The organism is Beduini massiliensis, from assembly GCF_000829905.1.
Classification (GTDB): Bacteria; Bacillota_I; Bacilli_A; order Erysipelotrichales; family Coprobacillaceae; genus Beduini; species Beduini massiliensis.
Map to the genome: position 1 here is coordinate 439,638 of NZ_CDPP01000004.1, position 19,525 is coordinate 459,162.

General features: G+C 36.2%; 25 protein-coding genes. 19 read left to right on the forward strand and 6 right to left on the reverse strand.

Annotated elements, in window-relative coordinates; genetic code table 11:
• Positions 1-57 precede the first annotated feature (57 nt).
• Positions 58-909: an SDR family oxidoreductase gene (locus BN1225_RS05935; protein WP_041138866.1), complete on the reverse strand. Its 852-nt coding sequence runs from the start codon at positions 907-909 to the stop codon at positions 58-60.
• Positions 910-926: 17 nt separating this feature from the next.
• Positions 927-1,448: a flavodoxin gene (locus tag BN1225_RS05940; protein WP_041138867.1), complete on the reverse strand. Its 522-nt coding sequence runs from the start codon at positions 1,446-1,448 to the stop codon at positions 927-929.
• Positions 1,449-1,596: 148 nt separating this feature from the next.
• Here BN1225_RS05940 and BN1225_RS05945 point away from each other — a divergent pair, with 148 nt between their 5' ends.
• The 10 genes from BN1225_RS05945 (at position 1,597) to BN1225_RS05990 (ending at position 10,737) form a co-directional block, all read left to right on the forward strand.
• Positions 1,597-2,484: a LysR family transcriptional regulator gene (locus BN1225_RS05945; protein WP_041138868.1), complete on the forward strand. Its 888-nt coding sequence runs from the start codon at positions 1,597-1,599 to the stop codon at positions 2,482-2,484.
• Positions 2,485-2,656: 172 nt separating this feature from the next.
• Positions 2,657-3,397, forward strand: a complete 741-nt coding sequence (locus BN1225_RS05950; protein WP_041138869.1) for a uracil-DNA glycosylase family protein — start codon at positions 2,657-2,659, stop codon at positions 3,395-3,397.
• A gap of 211 nt (positions 3,398-3,608) precedes the next feature.
• A complete protein-coding gene (locus BN1225_RS05955) occupies positions 3,609-4,949 on the forward strand; it encodes a PTS sugar transporter subunit IIC (protein WP_041138870.1) in 1,341 nt (446 codons plus the stop codon).
• A 79-nt stretch (positions 4,950-5,028) separates the two neighbouring features.
• Positions 5,029-5,817: a MurR/RpiR family transcriptional regulator gene (locus BN1225_RS05960; RefSeq protein WP_052466391.1), complete on the forward strand. Its 789-nt coding sequence runs from the start codon at positions 5,029-5,031 to the stop codon at positions 5,815-5,817.
• Positions 5,818-5,946: 129 nt separating this feature from the next.
• The gene (locus BN1225_RS05965) at positions 5,947-6,915 is read left to right on the forward strand and encodes a Gfo/Idh/MocA family protein (RefSeq protein WP_041138871.1); all 969 of its coding nucleotides are present in this window, start codon (positions 5,947-5,949) and stop codon (positions 6,913-6,915) included.
• An 11-nt stretch (positions 6,916-6,926) separates the two neighbouring features.
• On the forward strand, positions 6,927-7,946 hold the full coding sequence (locus BN1225_RS05970; protein ID WP_041138872.1) for a Gfo/Idh/MocA family oxidoreductase: 1,020 nt from the start codon (positions 6,927-6,929) through the stop codon (positions 7,944-7,946).
• Positions 7,946-8,386 (forward strand): heme-binding protein, encoded by a 441-nt coding sequence (locus tag BN1225_RS05975; protein WP_041138873.1) that lies wholly within the window; start codon positions 7,946-7,948, stop codon positions 8,384-8,386. Before BN1225_RS05970 ends, BN1225_RS05975 begins: the two co-directional genes overlap by 1 nt.
• 55 nt (positions 8,387-8,441) lie before the next feature.
• On the forward strand, positions 8,442-8,921 hold the full coding sequence (locus BN1225_RS05980; protein ID WP_041138874.1) for an AAA family ATPase: 480 nt from the start codon (positions 8,442-8,444) through the stop codon (positions 8,919-8,921).
• A 147-nt stretch (positions 8,922-9,068) separates the two neighbouring features.
• Positions 9,069-9,338 carry a CD3324 family protein gene (locus BN1225_RS05985; protein ID WP_041138875.1) on the forward strand — a complete coding sequence of 90 codons (270 nt, stop codon included), beginning with the start codon at positions 9,069-9,071 and terminating at the stop codon, positions 9,336-9,338.
• A 181-nt stretch (positions 9,339-9,519) separates the two neighbouring features.
• The gene (locus BN1225_RS05990) at positions 9,520-10,737 is read left to right on the forward strand and encodes a hypothetical protein (protein WP_041138876.1); all 1,218 of its coding nucleotides are present in this window, start codon (positions 9,520-9,522) and stop codon (positions 10,735-10,737) included.
• Positions 10,738-11,168: 431 nt separating this feature from the next.
• On the opposite strand, the gene BN1225_RS05995 is transcribed toward BN1225_RS05990, so the two are convergent.
• Together BN1225_RS05995 and BN1225_RS06000 are read right to left on the reverse strand one after the other, a co-directional pair.
• On the reverse strand, positions 11,169-11,618 hold the full coding sequence (locus tag BN1225_RS05995; RefSeq protein ID WP_041138877.1) for a DUF1284 domain-containing protein: 450 nt from the start codon (positions 11,616-11,618) through the stop codon (positions 11,169-11,171).
• A gap of 11 nt (positions 11,619-11,629) precedes the next feature.
• Positions 11,630-12,019 (reverse strand): hypothetical protein, encoded by a 390-nt coding sequence (locus BN1225_RS06000; protein ID WP_041138878.1) that lies wholly within the window; start codon positions 12,017-12,019, stop codon positions 11,630-11,632.
• Positions 12,020-12,321: 302 nt separating this feature from the next.
• Here BN1225_RS06000 and BN1225_RS06005 point away from each other — a divergent pair, with 302 nt between their 5' ends.
• From BN1225_RS06005 to BN1225_RS06025, 5 genes are all read left to right on the forward strand, one after another.
• Positions 12,322-13,086, forward strand: a complete 765-nt coding sequence (locus BN1225_RS06005) for a ChbG/HpnK family deacetylase (RefSeq protein ID WP_041138879.1) — start codon at positions 12,322-12,324, stop codon at positions 13,084-13,086.
• Positions 13,087-13,192: 106 nt separating this feature from the next.
• A complete protein-coding gene (locus BN1225_RS06010; protein ID WP_041138880.1) occupies positions 13,193-13,858 on the forward strand; it encodes a DUF5680 domain-containing protein in 666 nt (221 codons plus the stop codon).
• Between the two features lie 88 nt (positions 13,859-13,946).
• Complete coding sequence (locus BN1225_RS14505; RefSeq protein WP_187117538.1) at positions 13,947-15,551, forward strand: ABC transporter substrate-binding protein/permease; 1,605 nt, start codon at positions 13,947-13,949, stop codon at positions 15,549-15,551.
• Positions 15,517-16,269 (forward strand): amino acid ABC transporter ATP-binding protein, encoded by a 753-nt coding sequence (locus BN1225_RS06020; protein WP_041138881.1) that lies wholly within the window; start codon positions 15,517-15,519, stop codon positions 16,267-16,269. Before BN1225_RS14505 ends, BN1225_RS06020 begins: the two co-directional genes overlap by 35 nt.
• The gene (locus BN1225_RS06025) at positions 16,266-16,718 is read left to right on the forward strand and encodes an Rrf2 family transcriptional regulator (RefSeq protein ID WP_041138882.1); all 453 of its coding nucleotides are present in this window, start codon (positions 16,266-16,268) and stop codon (positions 16,716-16,718) included. Before BN1225_RS06020 ends, BN1225_RS06025 begins: the two co-directional genes overlap by 4 nt.
• Here the strand turns inward: BN1225_RS06025 and BN1225_RS06030 are convergent.
• Entirely contained in the window at positions 16,708-17,550 is an 843-nt protein-coding gene (locus tag BN1225_RS06030) for a hypothetical protein (protein ID WP_041138883.1), read from the reverse strand. The genes BN1225_RS06025 and BN1225_RS06030 overlap by 11 nt on opposite strands.
• Before the next feature lie 89 nt (positions 17,551-17,639).
• Here BN1225_RS06030 and BN1225_RS14850 point away from each other — a divergent pair, with 89 nt between their 5' ends.
• From BN1225_RS14850 to BN1225_RS06045, 4 genes are all read left to right on the forward strand, one after another.
• Positions 17,640-17,777 carry a hypothetical protein gene (locus BN1225_RS14850; protein ID WP_187117539.1) on the forward strand — a complete coding sequence of 46 codons (138 nt, stop codon included), beginning with the start codon at positions 17,640-17,642 and terminating at the stop codon, positions 17,775-17,777.
• A 74-nt stretch (positions 17,778-17,851) separates the two neighbouring features.
• Positions 17,852-18,319, forward strand: coding sequence for a dUTP diphosphatase (locus BN1225_RS06035; RefSeq protein WP_041138884.1), 468 nt, complete (start codon positions 17,852-17,854; stop codon positions 18,317-18,319).
• 69 nt (positions 18,320-18,388) lie between these two features.
• Entirely contained in the window at positions 18,389-18,847 is a 459-nt protein-coding gene (locus BN1225_RS06040; protein ID WP_041138885.1) for a TspO/MBR family protein, read from the forward strand.
• Between the two features lie 41 nt (positions 18,848-18,888).
• On the forward strand, positions 18,889-19,353 hold the full coding sequence (locus tag BN1225_RS06045) for a GNAT family N-acetyltransferase (protein ID WP_041138886.1): 465 nt from the start codon (positions 18,889-18,891) through the stop codon (positions 19,351-19,353).
• A 6-nt stretch (positions 19,354-19,359) separates the two neighbouring features.
• Here BN1225_RS06045 and BN1225_RS15045 read toward each other — a convergent pair whose 3' ends face one another.
• Positions 19,360-19,488: a hypothetical protein gene (locus tag BN1225_RS15045; protein WP_278247261.1), complete on the reverse strand. Its 129-nt coding sequence runs from the start codon at positions 19,486-19,488 to the stop codon at positions 19,360-19,362.
• Positions 19,489-19,525 lie beyond the last annotated feature (37 nt).

A 19,525-nucleotide genomic window follows, 5' to 3' on the forward strand; every position in this document is an offset into this window, starting at 1 on the left:
CTGTCTAAAATACTATTCTATTTGCAGTGATATTATTTCTACTATAAGATCACTTTCTTATCGAATATTCATCTTCATTTTGCCACTGTTAATGGCGGCAATCATCCCTCCGTCAATCAGAAGATCGGTCCCTGTGATAAACGCCGCATCATCACTTAATAAGAATGCTCCGGCTGCCGCAATCTCATCCGATGTCCCTACTCTTTGTCTGGCTGATGCTTCAATCATTTGCTGATAAGAATTCCCTTCAGAATTAAATTCATCATAAGCTAATGGGGTCACAACGATACCGGGACTAATCGTATTAATTCTTGCTTTTCTTTTTCCCCATGTCATCGCCGCACTTTGAACCCTCATATGATTCGCTCTTTTTGACACCACATAAGCAGTCCCTGAATTTTTTATTCTCTCACTGCTTAGACAGGGTAACGACAATAATGATTCTGTTGGCGTATTCACTAATGCCAGTTCATCTTCTTTGGTTAAATCATTTGGCATATACCCTGTCATACTCGAAATAATTAACCCTGCTCCGCCTTCTCCAATGACTTTGCCAAATTCATCGAGTGCATAAGCTGTTCCTAATAAATCTAATTTTAAAATATGTTCAGGAGACGCTTGACTTGGAGAGGCCTCTGCCGTATCGATAAAATACATTACATTTCCTAATGCGGCTGCTTTTTGGGCAAACGCTTGGATGGACTCTCTGTTCATCGCATCGACAACACATGTTTCAACGTCATATCCACTGTATTTCAGATCATTTTCTGCCTTTTCTAAATTTTGTTCACTGATATCCCCTAATAATACTTTTTTACCTCCGGCAATTCTTCTCACGATGGCCATTCCCATACTTCCTGCTCCAAGTAAAACAACAACCGGTTTCTTTTCATTAAAATCAAAATTCATTTTCTTCTTTCTCCTTTTTAAAGTAATTGATTTGTTTTTAACCATTCTTTTAATATAGCTTGACTTTCTTTTACTTGTCCTCCCACTATCGCTAAACCATTTTGTACATTAGCTTGAGGACAGATTTTTCTGATATCGGCAACACTGTTGGATAACCCACTTCCTTCATGCGTACAGAGTGGTAAAATTCTTTTCCCGGCAAAATCATAACTTTCAAGAAAAGTAAAGACAGGCATCGGGCATGTTCCCCACCAATTGGGATAACCTAATACAATCGTGTCATACTGTTCCATATTGATTACTTCTCTTGTAAGTTTCGGTCTTGCTTGATGATTTAATTCCTCTTTTGCATAATTGATCAAAGGCATATGTCCTTTTGGATATTCTTGAACTGTCTTGATCTGAAATTGATCTGCTTCCATCATTTCACCGATCATATCCACTGCCACATGAGTATTTCCTTTTTCAAGATTGATAAGTTTACCTGAAACATAGCTTTCTCCTGTCATTGAGAAAAAAGCAATTAATGTTTGGCTCATTTTTCTACCTCCTTAGTATGCTATTTCCTTTACAATTCCATTATAGGGCTAAGTATTATAAATTTCTAATCGAATTATTATGATATTGATTTGATTTATTTATCAATATAATGTAATATAAAACTAGAAAGAGAAGTGAAATACGATTATGAATACAAAACAAATAGAATATGCGATTGAAGTATCACATACCCTAAATTTCAGACGTGCTTCTGAGAATCTTTTTATCAGCCAACCCGCCCTTACGTATCAGATTCAGGCCTTGGAAGAAGAAATCGGCTTTGAATTATTTATCCGTACAGGAAAAGGCGTTGTCTTAACTCCCGCCGGGGATCAGTTCTGTAAATCAATAGTCAGAATAGATAATGCTTTAAAAAATGCAATAGAAGATGGAAGGCGATTTAATTCCAAATATAAAGAATCTTTAACTATTGCCGTTCCTTTAAGAAGTGCAATCTATTTCTTACCACAGATCATGAAAGATTTTGCGACAGAATTTCCAACTATTTCCGTTCAAGTTCATTATATTTATGGCAATGAACGGATTGATGCCTTATTACGTGGTGAGATAGATCTTGTTTTCGGTTTGCAAAGAGAACTCTGCCATTTATCAAACATCAAGCTTCATCATTTATTCAATAGTCATATCTATCTCATCACAAATAAAGGTGACCCTTTAGCAAAATTAAATAAAATAAAACCTACCGATTTAAAAGGAAGAACCTTAATGGTAGGCGGGGGCTCGCCGTATGAACTCCGCATAGCACAACAGCTTGTTATTGATACTGTCCATGTTCACACCATTAATAGTCGCGATCATATGACAACATTAACAAATGTGGCGGCAGATCTTGGTATCTGTTTATCTCCGGGATTCTGTAATGATCATTTAGGAGAATTTGAATGGACTCCTTTTGATATTGAGGAAAGCATCGAATGTGTTTTTGCTTCTAAAAAAGATGATCATCGAAAATCTTTAATAAGACTTATTGAAATCACCCAAAATTATTATCATATGGCAGCAATACAGCTTTAAAGTATCTTCAAAAGAAAAAAGATATCACTCTCATTTTTCTTCTTATGATTCCCTACTGTATCCATTTGTTATATAAGATTTCAAACTATCTTTTCTTTACATTTAAAAAGGAAAGCAATATTATAAACATAGCTTGTTCATTCAATAGTTACAGAAAAAAGAGGAGATCATCATGCTGGAAAAATATACAGAAGCCATTATCCAATTACCGCAGAAAGATAAGTATGAAAAATCAGATTTACTCATCCCTACTTTTAAATTAGATTCTGAACAAAACTTAGAAATCTACTATGCCCCACATAATGAAACAGTCAATTCACAAGCAAAAATTGTAATCGTTGGCATTACTCCGGGATGGAATCAAATGAATCGTGCCTACCAAACAGCAAGAATGGGATTAATTCAGGGGTGGGATCATGAAACAATCAGAAAAGAATGCAAAAAGGCGGCACGCTTTGCCGGGAGTATGCGTAATAATCTGATTGAAATGCTTGATCAATTACAATTACCTAAAGCTTTAAATATCACCTCATGCACTCAACTATTCTGTGATGAGGACCATTTGCTTCATACAACTTCGCTGGTCCCTTATCCGATTTTTAATAAAGGAAAAAATTATACAGGAACCCATCCCGCAATCTTTGATTCAGCGTTACTAAGCAGGTATGTCCACACCTATTTTTATAAGGAGATACAATCTTTTCCTAACACCCTTATTATTCCGTTAGGCAAAGCTGTGGAAGAAGTGCTGCAAAAAATGATTCAGGACGGCTATCTTTCTCAACAACAATGCCTGCTTGGATTTCCTCATCCTTCAGGAGCAAATGGACATCGGCACAAACAATTCTTGCAAGAAAAAGAACAATTAAAAGTAAAAATCAAATCCTATTTCCAAGCACTTGATGTTCTCTAGCATCAAGTGCTTTTATTGTTTAAACTAGGTTGATTTGAACTTTATTTTCATAATAAAAACAGAGAAAAATAAAAAATACGAACTTTATGTACAAGATTTCATATTTTTAAGACAAGATATTTGTCTTATTATAAAATAAAACCGCTTTCACCACTCGCGCGTAAAAGTTAATAAGTGTCGATAAGTAATCAATAAAAAAGGAGAGGACAAAATGAAGTTTTTGGAAGAGAAGTTTATTCCCTTAGCATCAAAGATTGGTTCGCAGCGTCATTTAGTCGCCATTCGTGATGCCTTTGTAGTCACTATGCCATTAACCATTGTTGGTGCAATTGCGGTTCTTATCAACAATATTCATGGTATCTTTGCAGATAATGGGCTCAATATCCCTGCTATTCAGCAAGGATATGCCAAGATGATTACATCTACCGGAATCAAAGATGTCATGACCGCAGTCAATAAAGGCTCTATCAATATGATGGCCGTCTTACTCGTCGTTACCTTGGGGTTCAACATGGCAAAGGGGCTGGATGGGGATGGTATTGCTACATCGGCAGTCGCTTTAACCTGTTATTTAGGATTAACACCGGCAGTGCAAACCTTAGCAAGCCATTATACATGGGCAAATAACACAAACAATATCGATGTGTTGACCACCGATATTGCCAGTGGCGGAATCGCCGCCAACAAATTGGATTCCAACGGTATGTTTGTTGGGATGATCTTAACCATTATTGTATCTGAAATCTTTGTAAGACTATCAAGAAATGATAAGTTAAAGATTACTTTGCCCGATGGCGTTCCGCCGGCAGTAGCAGGTTCCTTTACTGTACTTATTCCCGCTGTTTTAACAGTCATCATGGTAGTTGCTGTAGGCACCTATATTGAAAGACTGAGCGGTATGAATTTATGGATCATCATTCAGAAGTTTGTATCTTCACCGTTAAATAGTGTCGCAGATACAGTAGGGACGGCCGTACTCGTCTATTTCTTAATCACTTTTTTATGGACATTTGGTTTGCATGGATCAAACATCGTCGGTGCTGTTACTAAACCTATCTTTACTCCGATGTTGTTAGAGAATACATCCGCCTATGAAGCCGGCGATAAGATCCCTAATATCATTCCGGGATTATATCCATTTGTTGCAATCGGTGGATCAGGATCTACTTTAGGACTGATTATCGCTATTTTACTATTTTCTAAAGTGCAATCCGAAAAAACTGTTGTAGGAATATCAATTGCTCCGGGAATCTTTGGGATTAACGAACCGCTGACTTTTGGAATTCCCATCGTAATGAATCCGATCTATATGATTCCATTTATTGTGGGCCCTGTAGTCTTATCTGTCTTGACCTATTTATTAATGCAGTTTAATATCATTGATCGTACTTGTCTGAATGTACCTTGGGTCACGCCCCCACTGCTTTATGCTTTCTTGGCAACAGGAGGTTCATTCAAATCAATGCTTTGGAATGCTATTGAAATCGTATTTCTTACTATTTTATGGATGCCCTTTGTACAAATTTCCAACAAACAAAGTGCTATCGCATGATTTAGGACATTTGGAAAATCCAAATGTCTTTTCTGCTTCCATCATGATATAATGAAAAAAATATAAGGAGGACAAAAAGATGCTAATTGAACAGCTTAAAAATACCACTCACTTTACTCCTGTCGAACAATCCGTCTGTCACTATATTTTAGACAATCTTGATCAGATCAGCGAACTAAGCATTTCTCAATTATCTCAGCTTTCTTATTCTTCTAATGCAACGATTATCCGTCTATGTCGTAAGTTAGGTCTAAAGGGATACAGTGATTTTAAAATTGCACTCGTGAAAGAATTAGAAAGAGGACGAAAAGAAAAAAGTGATGTCAACATGGATTTTCCATTTATAAAAAAGGAAAGTACACAAGAAATTGTCAATCGCATTGCGGTATTATCCAATGAAACCATCTATACCTGTTATGAATCGATATCCAGTATTCAATTAGAAAAAGCCGCAAAATTGATTCTCAAAGCAAGTCACCTTTTCGTCTATGCGGCGGGGGATTCCCTAATCAGTGCCACCAGTTTTGTCAATCGTTTAGTGAAGCTTAAAAAACATGCTTTTATCGCTAACCAATATGGAGAAATAGCCGCTATGAGCGATACTGTTACCCAACAGGATCTCGTATTATTTGTCTCTTATTCAGGCAGTGCATTGCCTAATAAAAAAATTATGCAGCAGCTTAGAAGAAGTGGCTGCAAAACACTTTTTATTACGTCTAATGATACCCACTATGATTTTGATGTTACGATTCAATTCCCCAAACGAGAAGATTTCGATCATAAGATAGCCACTTTTTATTCCCAAATCTCCATTAACTATATTTTTCATTGTTTATATGCCATTGTTTATTCTATGGGGTATCAATAAATTTGAACTAAAAGTTCAAGATATCCTAGGTTATAAAAAAAGAAATCGAACAAAAGTTTCTAAATTCAGGTAAACTGTTTCCTATTTACAACGGCATGGTAGAATCGCTTTTGTAAAGGAGGATAATCTATGAAATTAGGAATTGTTGGTGCTGGAACCATTGTCCAGCCATTTCTAAGCGCTGCTTTAGAAGTGAAGGAAATACAATTAAGTGCGATCTGCGGGTTAGAACAAGATAAAGAAAGAATGGAACAATTATCCCATACATTTTCTATCCCACAAATCTATTATGACTATACGCAGCTTTTAAATAGTGATGTTGAAACAATTTATATTGCCGTGCCCAATCATTTACATTATCGCTTTGCGAAAAAAGCATTGGAAAATAAAAAGCACGTCATATTAGAAAAACCTTTTGCATCTTCTTATGCACAAGCCAAAGCATTAATCGATTTAGCCAAAGAAAAAAATGTTATTATTTTTGAAGCGATCACGAATCAGTATCTTCCCAATTATCACAAGACAAAAGAACTGCTTCCTCAACTTGGAGATATTAAAATCGTTCAGCTGAATTATTCACAATATTCAAGACGTTATGATCAGTTTAAACAAAATATCATTCTGCCGGTGTTTGATCCTAAACAATCAGGTGGAGCCTTGATGGATCTGAATGTCTACAATATCCATTTTATTGTAGGATTATTTGGACGTCCTCAACAGATCCATTATCTTGCCAATATTGAAAAAGGAATTGATACTTCCGGAATCTTAACGTTTGACTATCCTACGTTTAAGTGCGTAGCGATAGGGGCTAAAGACTGCCAATCTCCGGTTGCCATCAACATTCAAGGAGATCAGGGTTACATCCATAGTGATATGCCTTCAAATGTATATGGTCATTTTGAATTCGGACTCAATCACAAAGAAACACAACCCTTTAATCATCAGCCAAAATCACGCTTAACATATGAAATTGAAGCGTTTGTCCATCTTGTCACACAGCAAGACCAAGATGGAATAAAAAAAGCAAATGAACAGACACTGCTTGTGATGGAAATTTTAGATGAAGCCAGAAAACAAGTCGGAATTAAGTTTTAGGAGGAAAAAGAATGCTTACAATCGGATATATAGGAAACGGAAAAAGCGCAAACCGCTATCACTTACCGTTCGTCCTTCAAAGAAAAGATAAAATAAGAGTTAAAACTATTTATGATATTAACGTTACCCATGAGGTGTGGAAACAAATCCCCGATATTTATTATACGGAAGATTTTAATGAATTAATAGAAGATACGGAAATCGATTTAATCGTGATTTGTACCGGTCATCATTTACATTATCAATACGCTAAAACGGTTTTAGAGCATGGAAAACACTGTCTGGTAGAAAAGCCGTTTATGGAAAATAGTGAGCAGGCAAAAGAGATTTTTGCTTTAGCGAAAGAAAAAGGCTGTATCGTGCAAGCATATCAAAATCGTCGATTTGACAGTGATTTCTTAACTGTTCAAAAAGTGATTGAGAGCGGGAAACTAGGGGACCTTTTGGAAATGGAAATGCACTTTGATTACTATCGTCCTCAAATACCTGAAAGTGTTCAGCAGTTCAGCCCTGTTCGTTCTTATCTCTATGGACATGGCTGTCATACATTGGATCAGGTGATTTCATATTTTGGGAAACCGGATACCATTCATTATGATGTCAGACAGCTTTTAGGGAAAGGCAGAATGAACGACTATTTTGATTTAGACCTTTATTATGATCGCTTCAAAGTTTCTGTGAAATCCAGCTATTTCAGAATTAAAAGCAGACCAAGTTTTGTGGTGTACGGTAAAAAAGGAATGTTCGTCAAAGAAAGCAAAGACCGTATGGAAGAACATTTAAAGATGTTTTACATGCCAGGTCAGGAAGGCTTTGGCGTCGATCTTCCGGAACATTACGGAACTTTGACCTATTATGATGAAAAAGGAAATTACCATGAAGAAAAAGTAGTCAGTGAAATTGGCGATTATGGCAGAGTCTATGATGATTTATATCATGCCATTATTCACAAAACAGCCCCCACTATTACAGCACAACAAACCATTTTACAAATGGAAATCTTAGAAACCGGTGTGAAAGGATTAGAATAATGAATTTAGAAGAAGTAAAAGCACAGGAACAACGTTATCAATTCTCCCAGTTTCAGCATAGTGACGGGTTAAAGATTGCGTTACACATCATTGAAAATGCAAAAGCAACTAAACCAAAACCAGTTGGTATCAAAATTGTATACGAGGGAAATTTAATCTTTCATTATTTGATGGATGGAAGAAAACCTGCCCCATGGCTGAACCGTAAAGAAAAAACAGTATTGGAAAGTAACCATAGTTCTCTTTACGTCTTCTTTAACAAAGAAAATTATCCTCATTGGCTAAATGATGATACGTATGCCATCTGTGGCGGTGGTTTTCCCATTATCGTTCAAAATGAAGTAAAAGGGGCAATCTGTGTTTCCGGTTTAGAACATACAGAGGATCATGATTTAATTATTCAAGCTCTGGAAGCCTATCTTTATCCAAAACAAAAATAACCTGGTAGTCATACTGCCAGGTTTTTGCTATAATGGGGGAAATGGAGGGAAAGCGATGACTAGAATTTATATTATAGGTACAGTTGGCAGTGGAAAGTCAACCTTTGCACACCGATTGTCTATGCGCTATTCGATTCCTCATTTTGAATTAGATGATGTGGTCTACAATGGAAATTATAAACGCACACAAAAAGAAAGAGACCAGCTTTTTAATGAGATTCTATCAAAAAAAGATTGGGTCATTGAAGATGTTGGCAGACCTTGTTTTCAATCCGGTTTACAACAGGCAGATACAATCATTTATCTCAATATTTCACCTCATATCTTAAAGAAAAGAATTATAAAGCGCTATTTCAAACAAAAATTTGGGTTGGAAAAAGCAAATTATACCCCTACATGGGCCATGCTTAAACAGATGCTGCGTTGGTGTCAACAAGATCTCGATAAACGGGAAATGTTGATGAAACAATTACAATCCCATTCAGCGGAATTTATCAGTTTAGACGAACATCAATTAAAACACTTTACATTATAGGAGGTTTAGAAGATGGGTATCAATAAAAAAAGAAAAAATGAAACTTTACTCCATGCATAGCCAGAATCACTTGCACAGATGCATGGAGCAATAACGTGCAGCTACTGGCTTTGCAACTTGAAAAAAACAAAACAAGGAGTGAGCCATATGTTATATAAAAATGCAGATCAAATCCTTCCTAAACATTTAGTTGAGGAAGTGCAAACTTACTTTAATGGCGGTTATATCTACATCCCCATAAAAAAGAAAAAGCAGTGTCGTTGGGGAGAACGCTGCGGTCTTCGTCAGGAAATCGATGAACGTAATCGACATATAAAAGAAGCTTTTATAAATGGCAAAACCATCGATCAGTTAGCTGATCAATATGCATTGTCCATCTCTGCCATACAAAAAATTATCTACAAAAAGAAGAAATGATAGTTGCCCTTCAACTACAAAAATTGAGGATGAATAGCACACAGATGTCAAACCTTTAGGGGTTTGACTTTTTTATACAGATAATTTCGGTCAGCTTGTTTGAGTTGTCCCTTTCTAATTCGTACATTATTATAAATATATAAAGAAAGGAAAAGCATAGATAATCTATGTCGGAATAAATATGAAACAAGTTACATTAGGATTTTCAAAAATAGATATTACCCCAAAAACAAGTGTTGAAATGGTGGGTTTTTATCGTAAAGACAATAAATCCCGAGGGGTTTTAGATCCCTTATATGCCGAAGTTGCCCTCTTTAGAGCGGATCAGGAACAATACTGTCTAATGACTTTAGATCATATTGGCTATATGAAAGAAGATGCCAATATACTGCGTGATCAGATTGCACACCATCTTAAAGTACCTCAAGATCATATCATGCTTTGCTTTAGCCATACACATAGTTCCGTTAATATCAGTATGGAACCTGAATACTTTGATTGGGTCTGCTCTCAAGTTTTAAAGGGAGTTTTAGAAGCAGAAAAAAATACAATTCCTATTAAAGCCGCAGCTAAAAACATACATGCCAAGATCGGAATCAATCGTCGTGATCCCAATGGCGCATTGGATGATCGAATTGGGATTATCAAAATAACAAATGCCGATACCGATGCCTTCACCTTGATTTTGTTAAGAGTCACTGCTCATGCCAATATTTTATATGATGATAATTATTTGATCTCCGCAGATTATTTTGGCATGACAAGAAAATATTTAGAAGAGAAATATCATTGTCCCGTTATGATGACACAAGGAGCCGCCGGGAATGTCGAAGCCATTGAGCAAGCCTCTTCTGTTGATTCATTAAAAGCGATGGCAAATAGAATGATGGAAGCAGTCACCCTACATCTTGATGAAATGATCTCCCAACCCATCGACCAGCTCAACATGTATTCCAAATCTGTTCGCTTTACTGCAGATGTCCCGACATTGCCGCAAGCCAAACAGATTGCCAAAGAAGCATTGGAAGTCAATCATATCGATGGTACCCAGTGGCTAAAAGAAGTAGAACGTGTTCAAGCGCTTCACATTAAACATCAGTACCAAATAATCGAGATTCAATATTTTTATATCAATGATTATTGCTTATGTGGGGTTCCTAACGAAGTGATGTGCGAGTTGGCTTTAGATATCGCAAAAAGCTGCCCGCAAATTTATTTCGCCGGATACACAAATGGCTGTACCGGTTATCTTCCCACTGCCAAAGAATATGATAAAGGAGGTTACGAGGTACTGCATTCCTACCTAATTTATTATATTTACTGGAAAACATTGATGCCGCTTAACCGTGATACAGCAGAACGTCTCGTGAATGCTGTTCTTAAAAATACTAAAAAATAGACATCCGTTGTCTATTTTTTCCTTTTAACACTGAGTGCTTAATGCATTTTCATCATTCAAATCATAATCCCCTATTTCCTGATGAAAATAATGATAGTGCACCCCTGTCAATTCATTGCATTCTAAGCAATCTAAAATAAGATTTTCACCATAGTCTTTTACCAGTTGAAGATGCGAATACGTTTTTTTACTAGGATGCTGTTTTGATATCGCCTCATCAAAAAACAGTCATGCTCCCTAATATTCCCATTTTGTTTTAGCACACTAAAATCAATCGCCAAATGCGTAGTATCAGTATTATCCAGTTATCAAGGTATCCTCAGATACAGGTTCCAGCAACGACTTCAAAATAATCGGCTAAGGCAAATTGGGTACCTTTTTTCAGGTTCAAACAGCTATAAAAGCGAGGCAAACATTCTTTCAATTTTCATTTATAATCCTAAATATTTTTTAGCGCCAATACAAAACAGATCATAGCGTTTTTGTACAGCTTCCTTTTCTTCTTCACGCCAAACCATGAAAATCTTTTCAATGTTTTTATAGATAATCTGACATAATTCAGTCGCAGAATATTGAGTGGTTTCATCTAAATCAAACTGTTCAAGCATACGCTGATCCAAGGCTTTATTATAATCATCCTTTAATGAAAAACCGCAATATTTTGTCAGCGGATCTGCACATACCCCCTGTTTTAACTTAATACAAGGCTGACAAATATCGTCAGCCTCTTTTGTCAGAATGAGTATGGTTTGCGGATTTGAAATAATCTCATTTGCTGCTTTATAAAAATCATGATTCATTTGTGTATCAGGAACAAAATGTTCTATTCCCGCACCGTAAAGCTTAATAATATCTAAAAAATGATGTGGTTTAATTATCATAATTGTATCTCCTAAAATCTTATAGGTACCCAAAGGTCCATTTTTCCGACAACTTTAAAGTCATTATCCGTTAGGTTCAAAGTTTCTTTGATTCTTTTGTGTACTTCTTCACGCTTGCAATGCGTTTCCAACTTAAATGTTTCATGTTTAAAAACCGTCCATATACCCATGTCTTGAAAACGTTCGTCCTGACTTAAATCATGATAACTCCCCTTTTTAAAGTAAATATAGTACGGAGTGTTAATCGATGATTCACTCGATGAACTCGTCTGTACTGTTGTTTCTGACTGCGAATTATCGTACACATTGCTTGGGGAAGAATTTTTTTCTTTTGTCAGCATACCGCTGGCAAATACATAAGCACCTCCACCAAATAACAACAACAAAATAATAATTCCCATATTCACCTCTCCCTTCTTTAAATGTATACTGCTTTTCCACATCCATTATTAGATACAGATCTTCTTGCTTTTATTATATCATATTCTTTAGTATACTTCTTTCATATTTCCTAAATTTATATTAATAGTTAACCAAATTACGAACATTCTTTAAATATCGTCATAAATTTTATTTTAAACAAAGTTTTTTTATCCAGCACTATGCCGTTCTTTGCGGCAAATTATTGTATTTTAGTTTTCAGAAAATGAGAACATAGCCAATGCAAAATTGAGTATAATGAAGCTAAGAAAGAAGGGATAAAATGAAGTTAATAACGAATGGAGATGATTTTGGTATCACTCGTGCCGCTAACTTTGGTATTATTGACTGTTATAAAGATGGGATATTAAAATCATGCAGTATGATGGTTAATATGCCCGGAGCTGAACATGCGGCTCAACTGATGAAAGAATATCCTGATTTTAGTGTTGGGATTCATCTGAATTTGACGGTGGGGAAACCATTATTAAAAACACATAAGACATTATTAAAAGAAGATGGTACTTTTAATAAAGGCATGCTTAAAGATAGTGAACATGTTGATATTGAAGAAATTCGAGCAGAACTCTATGCACAGGTTGAAAAATACATTGCTTTAACCGGGAAAATACCGGATCATTTAAACAGTCATCACGGAATTGAAATGATCAAAGGTGCCGAAGCAATCGTATGTGAACTCTCTAAAAAATATGATCTTCCGGTTCGCCGTTTCTTTACACTTCCAAAAGGCGATCATCTTGATGTTGACTATAAGATCCCATTAATGAAATTTAGCGGGGGATCATTAAGTGAATTTTCTACCCCTCAATCATTGACGGAACTTTATACTAAAGAAGAAATTGAAAGTGACGACATCTTTGAATTTGCTTTACATCCGGGTTATGTGGATTATGAAATTTTTCAAATTTCCAGCTTAACCGTAGGAAGAGCCCATGATGCTCATGTCTTTTTATGCGAAGAAGCTAAAAAATGGGTAGAAGATAACCATATTGAATTAATTGATTATCGTGATATACCCAAAAAATAATGAAAGAACGCTGAGGCGTTCTTTTTATTTAAGTAGCAAAAATTGTAAAGTCCGGTTGCTTTTTTTATCAAGATTCTTCTGTTAAACTGTAAGCGAGGTGAGAGATATGACAATTGATCAGAAAATAAAAAAATATCGTGAAAAATCGGGCTATTCACAAGAAACATTGGCAGAAAAAATGAATGTATCCAGACAAACCATTACAAAATGGGAAGCAGGAACAATTCCGCAAATTGATTATTTAATTCAGTTAAGTGATCTATTCGGCATTACTTTAGATATGCTTGTCAGAGAAGATGAGTGTACAAAAAAAGAGAAATCCCCCACTATCGATAAAAGTGACTGGATTGATTTTTTAATCAAAGCCAAACAGCATACCTATGCCGCAAAAATGGGAAAAGTGACTTCTTCCCGTACGGCTTCTCAAGATTATCAGTTTAAAGAAGGAGATTATTTGTATTTAGACAGCTTTCTAGGCTCAGAAAAGTTTTCCGGTACCGAAGCCATTTGGTTTCAAGATCAGCCACTATGGTCAATGAATTATTATGGCTATGTGATGGCTTTAGGATTTTCAGGTGATTTTCTTAAAGAAAGTCTGCTTCATGTCCCCTATGATCAGCCATTTCGAGGACCACAGCTTTTTCAAAAAGGAGATTATACCTACCATTGTCAGACAGAGGGAGATTCTCATTGTTTTCATGGGAAAGAAGAAATCTTTTTCAAAGATAAGAAAGTTTATGAACTTTATTTTCATGGCGGAGATCTGCTTTAAATAAGAGATTTTCTCCTTTTTTTATTTTCCTGCTTGACAAATCACTTTAGTTGTAACTATAATGGTTACAACAATTAGGAGGGAAAATATGAAAAAACGACACCGCATATTCTTAGTGATTGGCGTAATTGCCTTGCTTTTAAGCGGCTGCTCAACGCAGAAAAAAAACGAAGTCACTAAAATATTAGTAGGGACTGATGGTGATACACGTCCCTATACGTATTATGATGAAAATAAACAGCTCACCGGTTATGATATTGCCGTAGTAAAGGCTTTGGATGACTTATTGCCGCAGTATCAGTTTGAATTTGAAGTCACTGAATTTTCCAGCATTTTTGCCGGGATTGATTCCGGACGTTATCAAATGGGAGCCAACAATATCTCCAAGAATGAAGAACGTGAGCGTAAATATTTGTATGGAGATCAGTATTATTTATATAATAATGCGGTTATAGTGACCAATAAAGATCGTACAGATATTCATTCGTTAAAAGATTTAGCGGGAAAAACAACTCCGGTCAAACCATCCGGTTCGTTCCTTCAGGCATTCATGGAAAAATATAATGAAGATCATCCGGATGGACAAATTGCCTACTTTTATTCTGAACAGGATAACTTAAAAACTTATCAGGATATTATGAACGGAACCGTTGATTTTTTGCTGAGTGAGGAAATCATTATTGATACAATGATGGATGAATATAACTTAGATTTACAAATCATCCCTCTCGAACATGAAGAAACGATTCAAGTCATGAAACCGGAAGGTTACTTTATCTTTCCTAAAACAAGTGAGGGGGAGAAATTAAAAAGTGATGTCGATCAAGCCATTTTAACGTTGATTGATAACGGTACCTTATCAGAACTATCGAAAGAATATTTAGGCAGGGACTATGTTGCTAATATCCAAACAACAGCGACTGAACAAACCACTAACAATGGCATGGCAAATCTCTTTGATTTAAAATTAGTCTTTACACAAATTCCAAAGATTTTAGCCTATCTGCCTACAACGTTGCTGATTACCGTCGTTTCAGCTGCGATCAGTTTTATTTTAGGATTTGTCATTGCAATCGTGAAACATAAAAAGATTCCGGTCTTGACGCAGTTCTTTAACTTCTATGTATCGTTTATGCGTGGGACGCCTATCTTAGTTCAGTTATATCTGACCTTCTATGGAATTCCGATTCTGCTTCAATATATTAACTACTATCAAGGAACCGCTTATTCCACAAACTCAATACCGCCTGTTTTATTCGTTATTATTGCCTTTGCTTTCAATGAAGCGGCTTATAGTTCCGAAAGCATTCGTGCCGGATTAGAGGCTGTTGACAAAGGTGAACAGGAAGCCGCTTTATCAATGGGAATGAGTCCATTACAGACTTTCTTTAGAATCACTTTACCTGAAGCGTTAGTCATTGCGCTGCCAGCTTTAGGAAATTCATTAGTGGGTTTAATCAAGGGAACTTCCCTCGCCTTTACATGTGCCGTTGTTGATATTACCGCTGCCGGAAAGATCATGGCATCTCGCAATTACCGTTACTTTGAAGGCTATATTTCTGTGGCTTTGATTTATTGGGCAATGACGATCATTATTTCATGGCTGTTAAAGAAATTAGAAAAGAAATTAAAAGCAGATGAACAGGAGGTTACAGACGATGTTGAAAGTATGTCACTTGAAAAAGAAATATAATCAGACAGAGGTTTTAAAAGACATTCATTTTGAGATCAACAAAGGTCAGGTGATTGCAGTCATCGGTCCTAGTGGAAGCGGTAAGTCTACTCTACTTCGCTGTCTCAATTTTTTGGAAACGCCAAATGACGGGACTTTGGAATTCATGGGTCGTAAAATTGATGTGAAATCGGCTAAAAAAGAAGATATTGCTTTTATCCGCCAACACAGTGCGATGGTTTTCCAGCAGTTTAACCTCTTTCGTTATAAAACCGTTTTAGAAAATGTGATGGAAGGTTTAACCGTTGTTCAAAAGAAGAAAAAAGCTGAAGCAAAAGAAATTGCCGAACTTTATCTTGAAAAAGTCGGCATGCAAAATAAGTATCACTTTTATCCCCGTCAATTATCCGGCGGACAAAAACAGCGTGTCGGAATCGCTCGTGCTTTAGCCTTACAACCGGAAATCATCTTATTAGATGAACCGACCAGTGCCTTAGATCCGGAAATGGTCGGTGAAGTGCTGGATGTGATTCGTAAAGCCAGAGAAAACGGTTATACAATGATTATTGTTTCTCATGAAATGAATTTTGTTTATGAGATTGCCGATCACGTTTTATTCTTAGACAACGGTTATATCCTAGAACAAGGAACTCCGCAAGACATCTTCTTATCGCCAAAAGAAGAAAGAACACGTCAATTTTTATCTCGTGTCAATATTCAAAAGGAGGGAATAGAATGAAAATCTCTTCACGCTTTACCGTTGCCACTCATATGCTGATTTGTGTGGAATATTTTTCAACCCAATATAAAATTACGAGTGATTTCTTGGCTAAAAGTGTGCGTACGAATCCGGTCGTCATCCGCAAGATTATGGGCATGCTTAAAAATCATGGCTTAATTGAAGTTACCGGTGGAACGGGCGGGATTCATTTGAAAATTTCTCCGGATGAACTCACCTTATTGGATATCTATCAAGCCGTAGCCCTACCGGAAGATCAACTGCTCTTTTCAATGCATGAAAATACTGAGCCTAGATGTCCGGTTGGAAGAAATATTTCGGCTGTTTTGACTCCGGCTTTGCAAAAAGCACAGCAAACGATGGAAGAAAACTTGCAGCGTACTACTTTGTCCGAACTGATTCGTGATTTAAAACAACGCGTAGATGAAGAAACAGCCCCTAATGAGTAAGGGGCTGTTTTTGTTTGAGTACCATCGTTTTATACACACATTTATCACAGGGCGACTTCATTTTCAATAGACCTGTAAATTTACTCCGGCTGATGTTTTTTTCCGTAACTCCTAATTCAACTAACTTGCTCACATAGAGCGTATACGTCTGATCATCACACCATGGTCCAATGGTAATTTTTAGTGCCTGAATCATGTCACTATCAAAATGACTAAACAATTTCATATCGCTTGCATAACGTTCTGTTGTTTCAATCAGTAATCTGACTTCATTTTCGGCTATCCAAGCCCCATCTTTAATATGTCCCGTCATGTCAGGAAGCTGTGCGATATCAGCCATCGGCATTGATAACTTTAATTTATCATAACTGCCGCGGCTTAGGTAGCGATGACGCTCATCGGTATAAAGAATATCGGTTAATAAGATAGATTTTATTTTATCAGAACCAAGAATTTTCTCTTTTTGACCCAATACGCCACAGCGGATATCCGTTTTTATTTTTAATGTCTCTACCCAACTGTTCATGACTTTATTCGGTAATGAAATGCGCACCGCACTTTCTCTTGGAAAACAGTAAAGTCCCCACATCGCAATACTTTCACTGCCATAAGAAAAACTGGTAAAATAAAGGGTTTCCCACTTTGATTTCATTCCGCTGCTTAATTCCAGCTGATCATTCATATTGAAGCCGGTTGACGCTAAAAAAGAACGAGATTCTATGATCTTAATCAGACTTTCCATATCGGTATAATGATGATATGCCTGATGATGTTTAGCTTTATCGTTTGAATATTGTAAAATCTCAAAAACATCCTGCATTGTTTTTTCCATAATGCTCACCTCTTTTTTCATTGTATCATAAAAGATCCTGGTATGAATCGATGAAATCGTAAGAATACTAAGATAAAGGAGGCTACAGTATGGATCGCAAGAATGAGATTCCCAAAAAGAATAATGAAGAAGCTAAGAAAACTGCCTATAATAATCAGTGGGTCAGCACTTCATTAGATAATTATCCCGATAACCGTGATCGCCGTGACGGACCTGGCGGAAATTAAGCGAAAGAGATTTCGCTTTTTTATTTAACCTCTTTTAAAAAATGGATTATAATGGGGGTAGAGGTGAATTGTATATGAATGAAATTAATCAATTATATCAAAAACATGTCGAGCATGAATTGACACTGACACAGTCAAAAGAAAAGGCACTCCTTCATAAGGATAAAGTAGAGATCAAGATCTTGGCGTTTTTATCTGATTTAGGAAATGTTGCCGAACAGTCCCAATGTTTCAGCTTTTGGGATAAATATGCTGAAGTGGATCTTCATGAATTAAAAGATGCTTATATCAATGGCTTGCAGATGCTGCTTTCAATTGGTTTTGAACTGCATGTCGATGCTTTGAAAAATCAGGCAGAACTCGAAAATAATCTTTCTTTGCCTAAACAATTTCTTAAAGTGTATGAGAGTGTGTTAAAGATTAATTCGACCTTTAATTTTGAAGATTATCAAAACAGCATCGAAGATTATTTTTCCTTAGGTGCTAAATTAGGGTTTAGTTTTGAAGACATTTTAGCTCAATATCAAAATACATTTAGGTAATAGCTGTGCTATTATCTTTTTTTATGGGATAACTCCTCCTAATTTGTCATATAATGTAATGGTGATAATATGAAAATTAAGTTATTGATCTTTAATATCGCATTAAGTTTAGGCGGAGGTGCCTTAGTAGGTTTATTGATCTCCAATTCTGCCACTGCTTATGCCGCTTTGAATTTACCGGTGTTTGCGCCTGCCGGATACATCTTTCCCATTGTTTGGACGATTCTCTATCTGCTGATTGGAGTTTCAGGATATCTCATTATGATCAGTGATCATCCAAATAAAAGCAAAGCCATTAAATTATATCTTGTTCAACTGTTGGTGAATTTCTTATGGCCGTTTTTCTTTTTTACACTGCATGCTTATTTATTTTCATTCTTTTGGATCATCTTATTATGGCTGCTTGTCTTCTATCTTATTTTTCTTTTTTATGATATTGATGAAACTGCATCTTACTTGCTTGTTCCCTATCTGCTTTGGATTACCTTTGCCAGCATTTTAAATATTTGTATCTACTACATGAATTAATATGCTATACTGATAATAGTTTAAAGCAAAGGAGAAACGTAATGATCGAGACCAGACACGTAAAACAAACAGAAATTCCCCTTCTTTATACTTTAATTAAAGAATTAGGAGATTATTTAGGTGATGAGATTGCAATGGATGAAGCGGCTTTAGAAAAAGCGATTTTTATTGATCACAGCTGTCATTCATTCATTATCTTTCACGATCAAAAACCTTGTGGCTACGCCTTGTATTATTATACTTTTTCGACAATGACAGGAAAAAAAGGAATTTACCTGTTGGACTTGTATGTAAGAGAAAGTGCCCGCGGATTAGGTTTAGGAAAAAAATTATTTATAGCTTTAGCGGAACTTGCCAAACAAAAAGACTGCTGTCGCATTGACTGGGATTGTTTAAAATGGAATAAGGGAAGTATTGATATGTATCTTGCGATCGGTGCTTCGATGCGCGATGACCATGAGTTCTTCCGTTTAGAACTCCCACAGATTGAAGCATTATTAAAGTAAAAGAGATTATCGAGGACGTTCGATAATCTCTTTTTGCACTTCTTTAACGATCGCTAAAGCAAGCACTTCTTCTTTTTCTTTTTGATAACGCTGGCAAAATGTCTCAACGTACTCATTGAATTCGCTCTGACTCATCTTCTTCACCTCTTCGCTATTCTAGCAGACTTGATTG

What these genes read in the sequence shown, in the direction of transcription:
- BN1225_RS05935 (WP_041138866.1), bottom strand. Translation starts at nt 909, where the DNA reads ATGAATTTTGATTTTAATGAAAAGAAACCGGTTGTTGTTTTACTTGGA.
- BN1225_RS05940 (WP_041138867.1), bottom strand. Translation starts at nt 1,448, where the DNA reads ATGAGCCAAACATTAATTGCTTTTTTCTCAATGACAGGAGAAAGCTAT.
- BN1225_RS05945 (WP_041138868.1), top strand. Translation starts at nt 1,597, where the DNA reads ATGAATACAAAACAAATAGAATATGCGATTGAAGTATCACATACCCTA.
- BN1225_RS05950 (WP_041138869.1), top strand. Translation starts at nt 2,657, where the DNA reads ATGCTGGAAAAATATACAGAAGCCATTATCCAATTACCGCAGAAAGAT.
- BN1225_RS05955 (WP_041138870.1), top strand. Translation starts at nt 3,609, where the DNA reads ATGAAGTTTTTGGAAGAGAAGTTTATTCCCTTAGCATCAAAGATTGGT.
- BN1225_RS05960 (WP_052466391.1), top strand. Translation starts at nt 5,029, where the DNA reads ATGCTAATTGAACAGCTTAAAAATACCACTCACTTTACTCCTGTCGAA.
- BN1225_RS05965 (WP_041138871.1), top strand. Translation starts at nt 5,947, where the DNA reads ATGAAATTAGGAATTGTTGGTGCTGGAACCATTGTCCAGCCATTTCTA.
- BN1225_RS05970 (WP_041138872.1), top strand. Translation starts at nt 6,927, where the DNA reads ATGCTTACAATCGGATATATAGGAAACGGAAAAAGCGCAAACCGCTAT.
- BN1225_RS05975 (WP_041138873.1), top strand. Translation starts at nt 7,946, where the DNA reads ATGAATTTAGAAGAAGTAAAAGCACAGGAACAACGTTATCAATTCTCC.
- BN1225_RS05980 (WP_041138874.1), top strand. Translation starts at nt 8,442, where the DNA reads ATGACTAGAATTTATATTATAGGTACAGTTGGCAGTGGAAAGTCAACC.
- BN1225_RS05985 (WP_041138875.1), top strand. Translation starts at nt 9,069, where the DNA reads ATGTTATATAAAAATGCAGATCAAATCCTTCCTAAACATTTAGTTGAG.
- BN1225_RS05990 (WP_041138876.1), top strand. Translation starts at nt 9,520, where the DNA reads ATGAAACAAGTTACATTAGGATTTTCAAAAATAGATATTACCCCAAAA.
- BN1225_RS05995 (WP_041138877.1), bottom strand. Translation starts at nt 11,618, where the DNA reads ATGATAATTAAACCACATCATTTTTTAGATATTATTAAGCTTTACGGT.
- BN1225_RS06000 (WP_041138878.1), bottom strand. Translation starts at nt 12,019, where the DNA reads ATGGGAATTATTATTTTGTTGTTGTTATTTGGTGGAGGTGCTTATGTA.
- BN1225_RS06005 (WP_041138879.1), top strand. Translation starts at nt 12,322, where the DNA reads ATGAAGTTAATAACGAATGGAGATGATTTTGGTATCACTCGTGCCGCT.
- BN1225_RS06010 (WP_041138880.1), top strand. Translation starts at nt 13,193, where the DNA reads ATGACAATTGATCAGAAAATAAAAAAATATCGTGAAAAATCGGGCTAT.
- BN1225_RS14505 (WP_187117538.1), top strand. Translation starts at nt 13,947, where the DNA reads ATGAAAAAACGACACCGCATATTCTTAGTGATTGGCGTAATTGCCTTG.
- BN1225_RS06020 (WP_041138881.1), top strand. Translation starts at nt 15,517, where the DNA reads ATGTTGAAAGTATGTCACTTGAAAAAGAAATATAATCAGACAGAGGTT.
- BN1225_RS06025 (WP_041138882.1), top strand. Translation starts at nt 16,266, where the DNA reads ATGAAAATCTCTTCACGCTTTACCGTTGCCACTCATATGCTGATTTGT.
- BN1225_RS06030 (WP_041138883.1), bottom strand. Translation starts at nt 17,550, where the DNA reads ATGGAAAAAACAATGCAGGATGTTTTTGAGATTTTACAATATTCAAAC.
- BN1225_RS14850 (WP_187117539.1), top strand. Translation starts at nt 17,640, where the DNA reads ATGGATCGCAAGAATGAGATTCCCAAAAAGAATAATGAAGAAGCTAAG.
- BN1225_RS06035 (WP_041138884.1), top strand. Translation starts at nt 17,852, where the DNA reads ATGAATGAAATTAATCAATTATATCAAAAACATGTCGAGCATGAATTG.
- BN1225_RS06040 (WP_041138885.1), top strand. Translation starts at nt 18,389, where the DNA reads ATGAAAATTAAGTTATTGATCTTTAATATCGCATTAAGTTTAGGCGGA.
- BN1225_RS06045 (WP_041138886.1), top strand. Translation starts at nt 18,889, where the DNA reads ATGATCGAGACCAGACACGTAAAACAAACAGAAATTCCCCTTCTTTAT.
- BN1225_RS15045 (WP_278247261.1), bottom strand. Translation starts at nt 19,488, where the DNA reads ATGAGTCAGAGCGAATTCAATGAGTACGTTGAGACATTTTGCCAGCGT.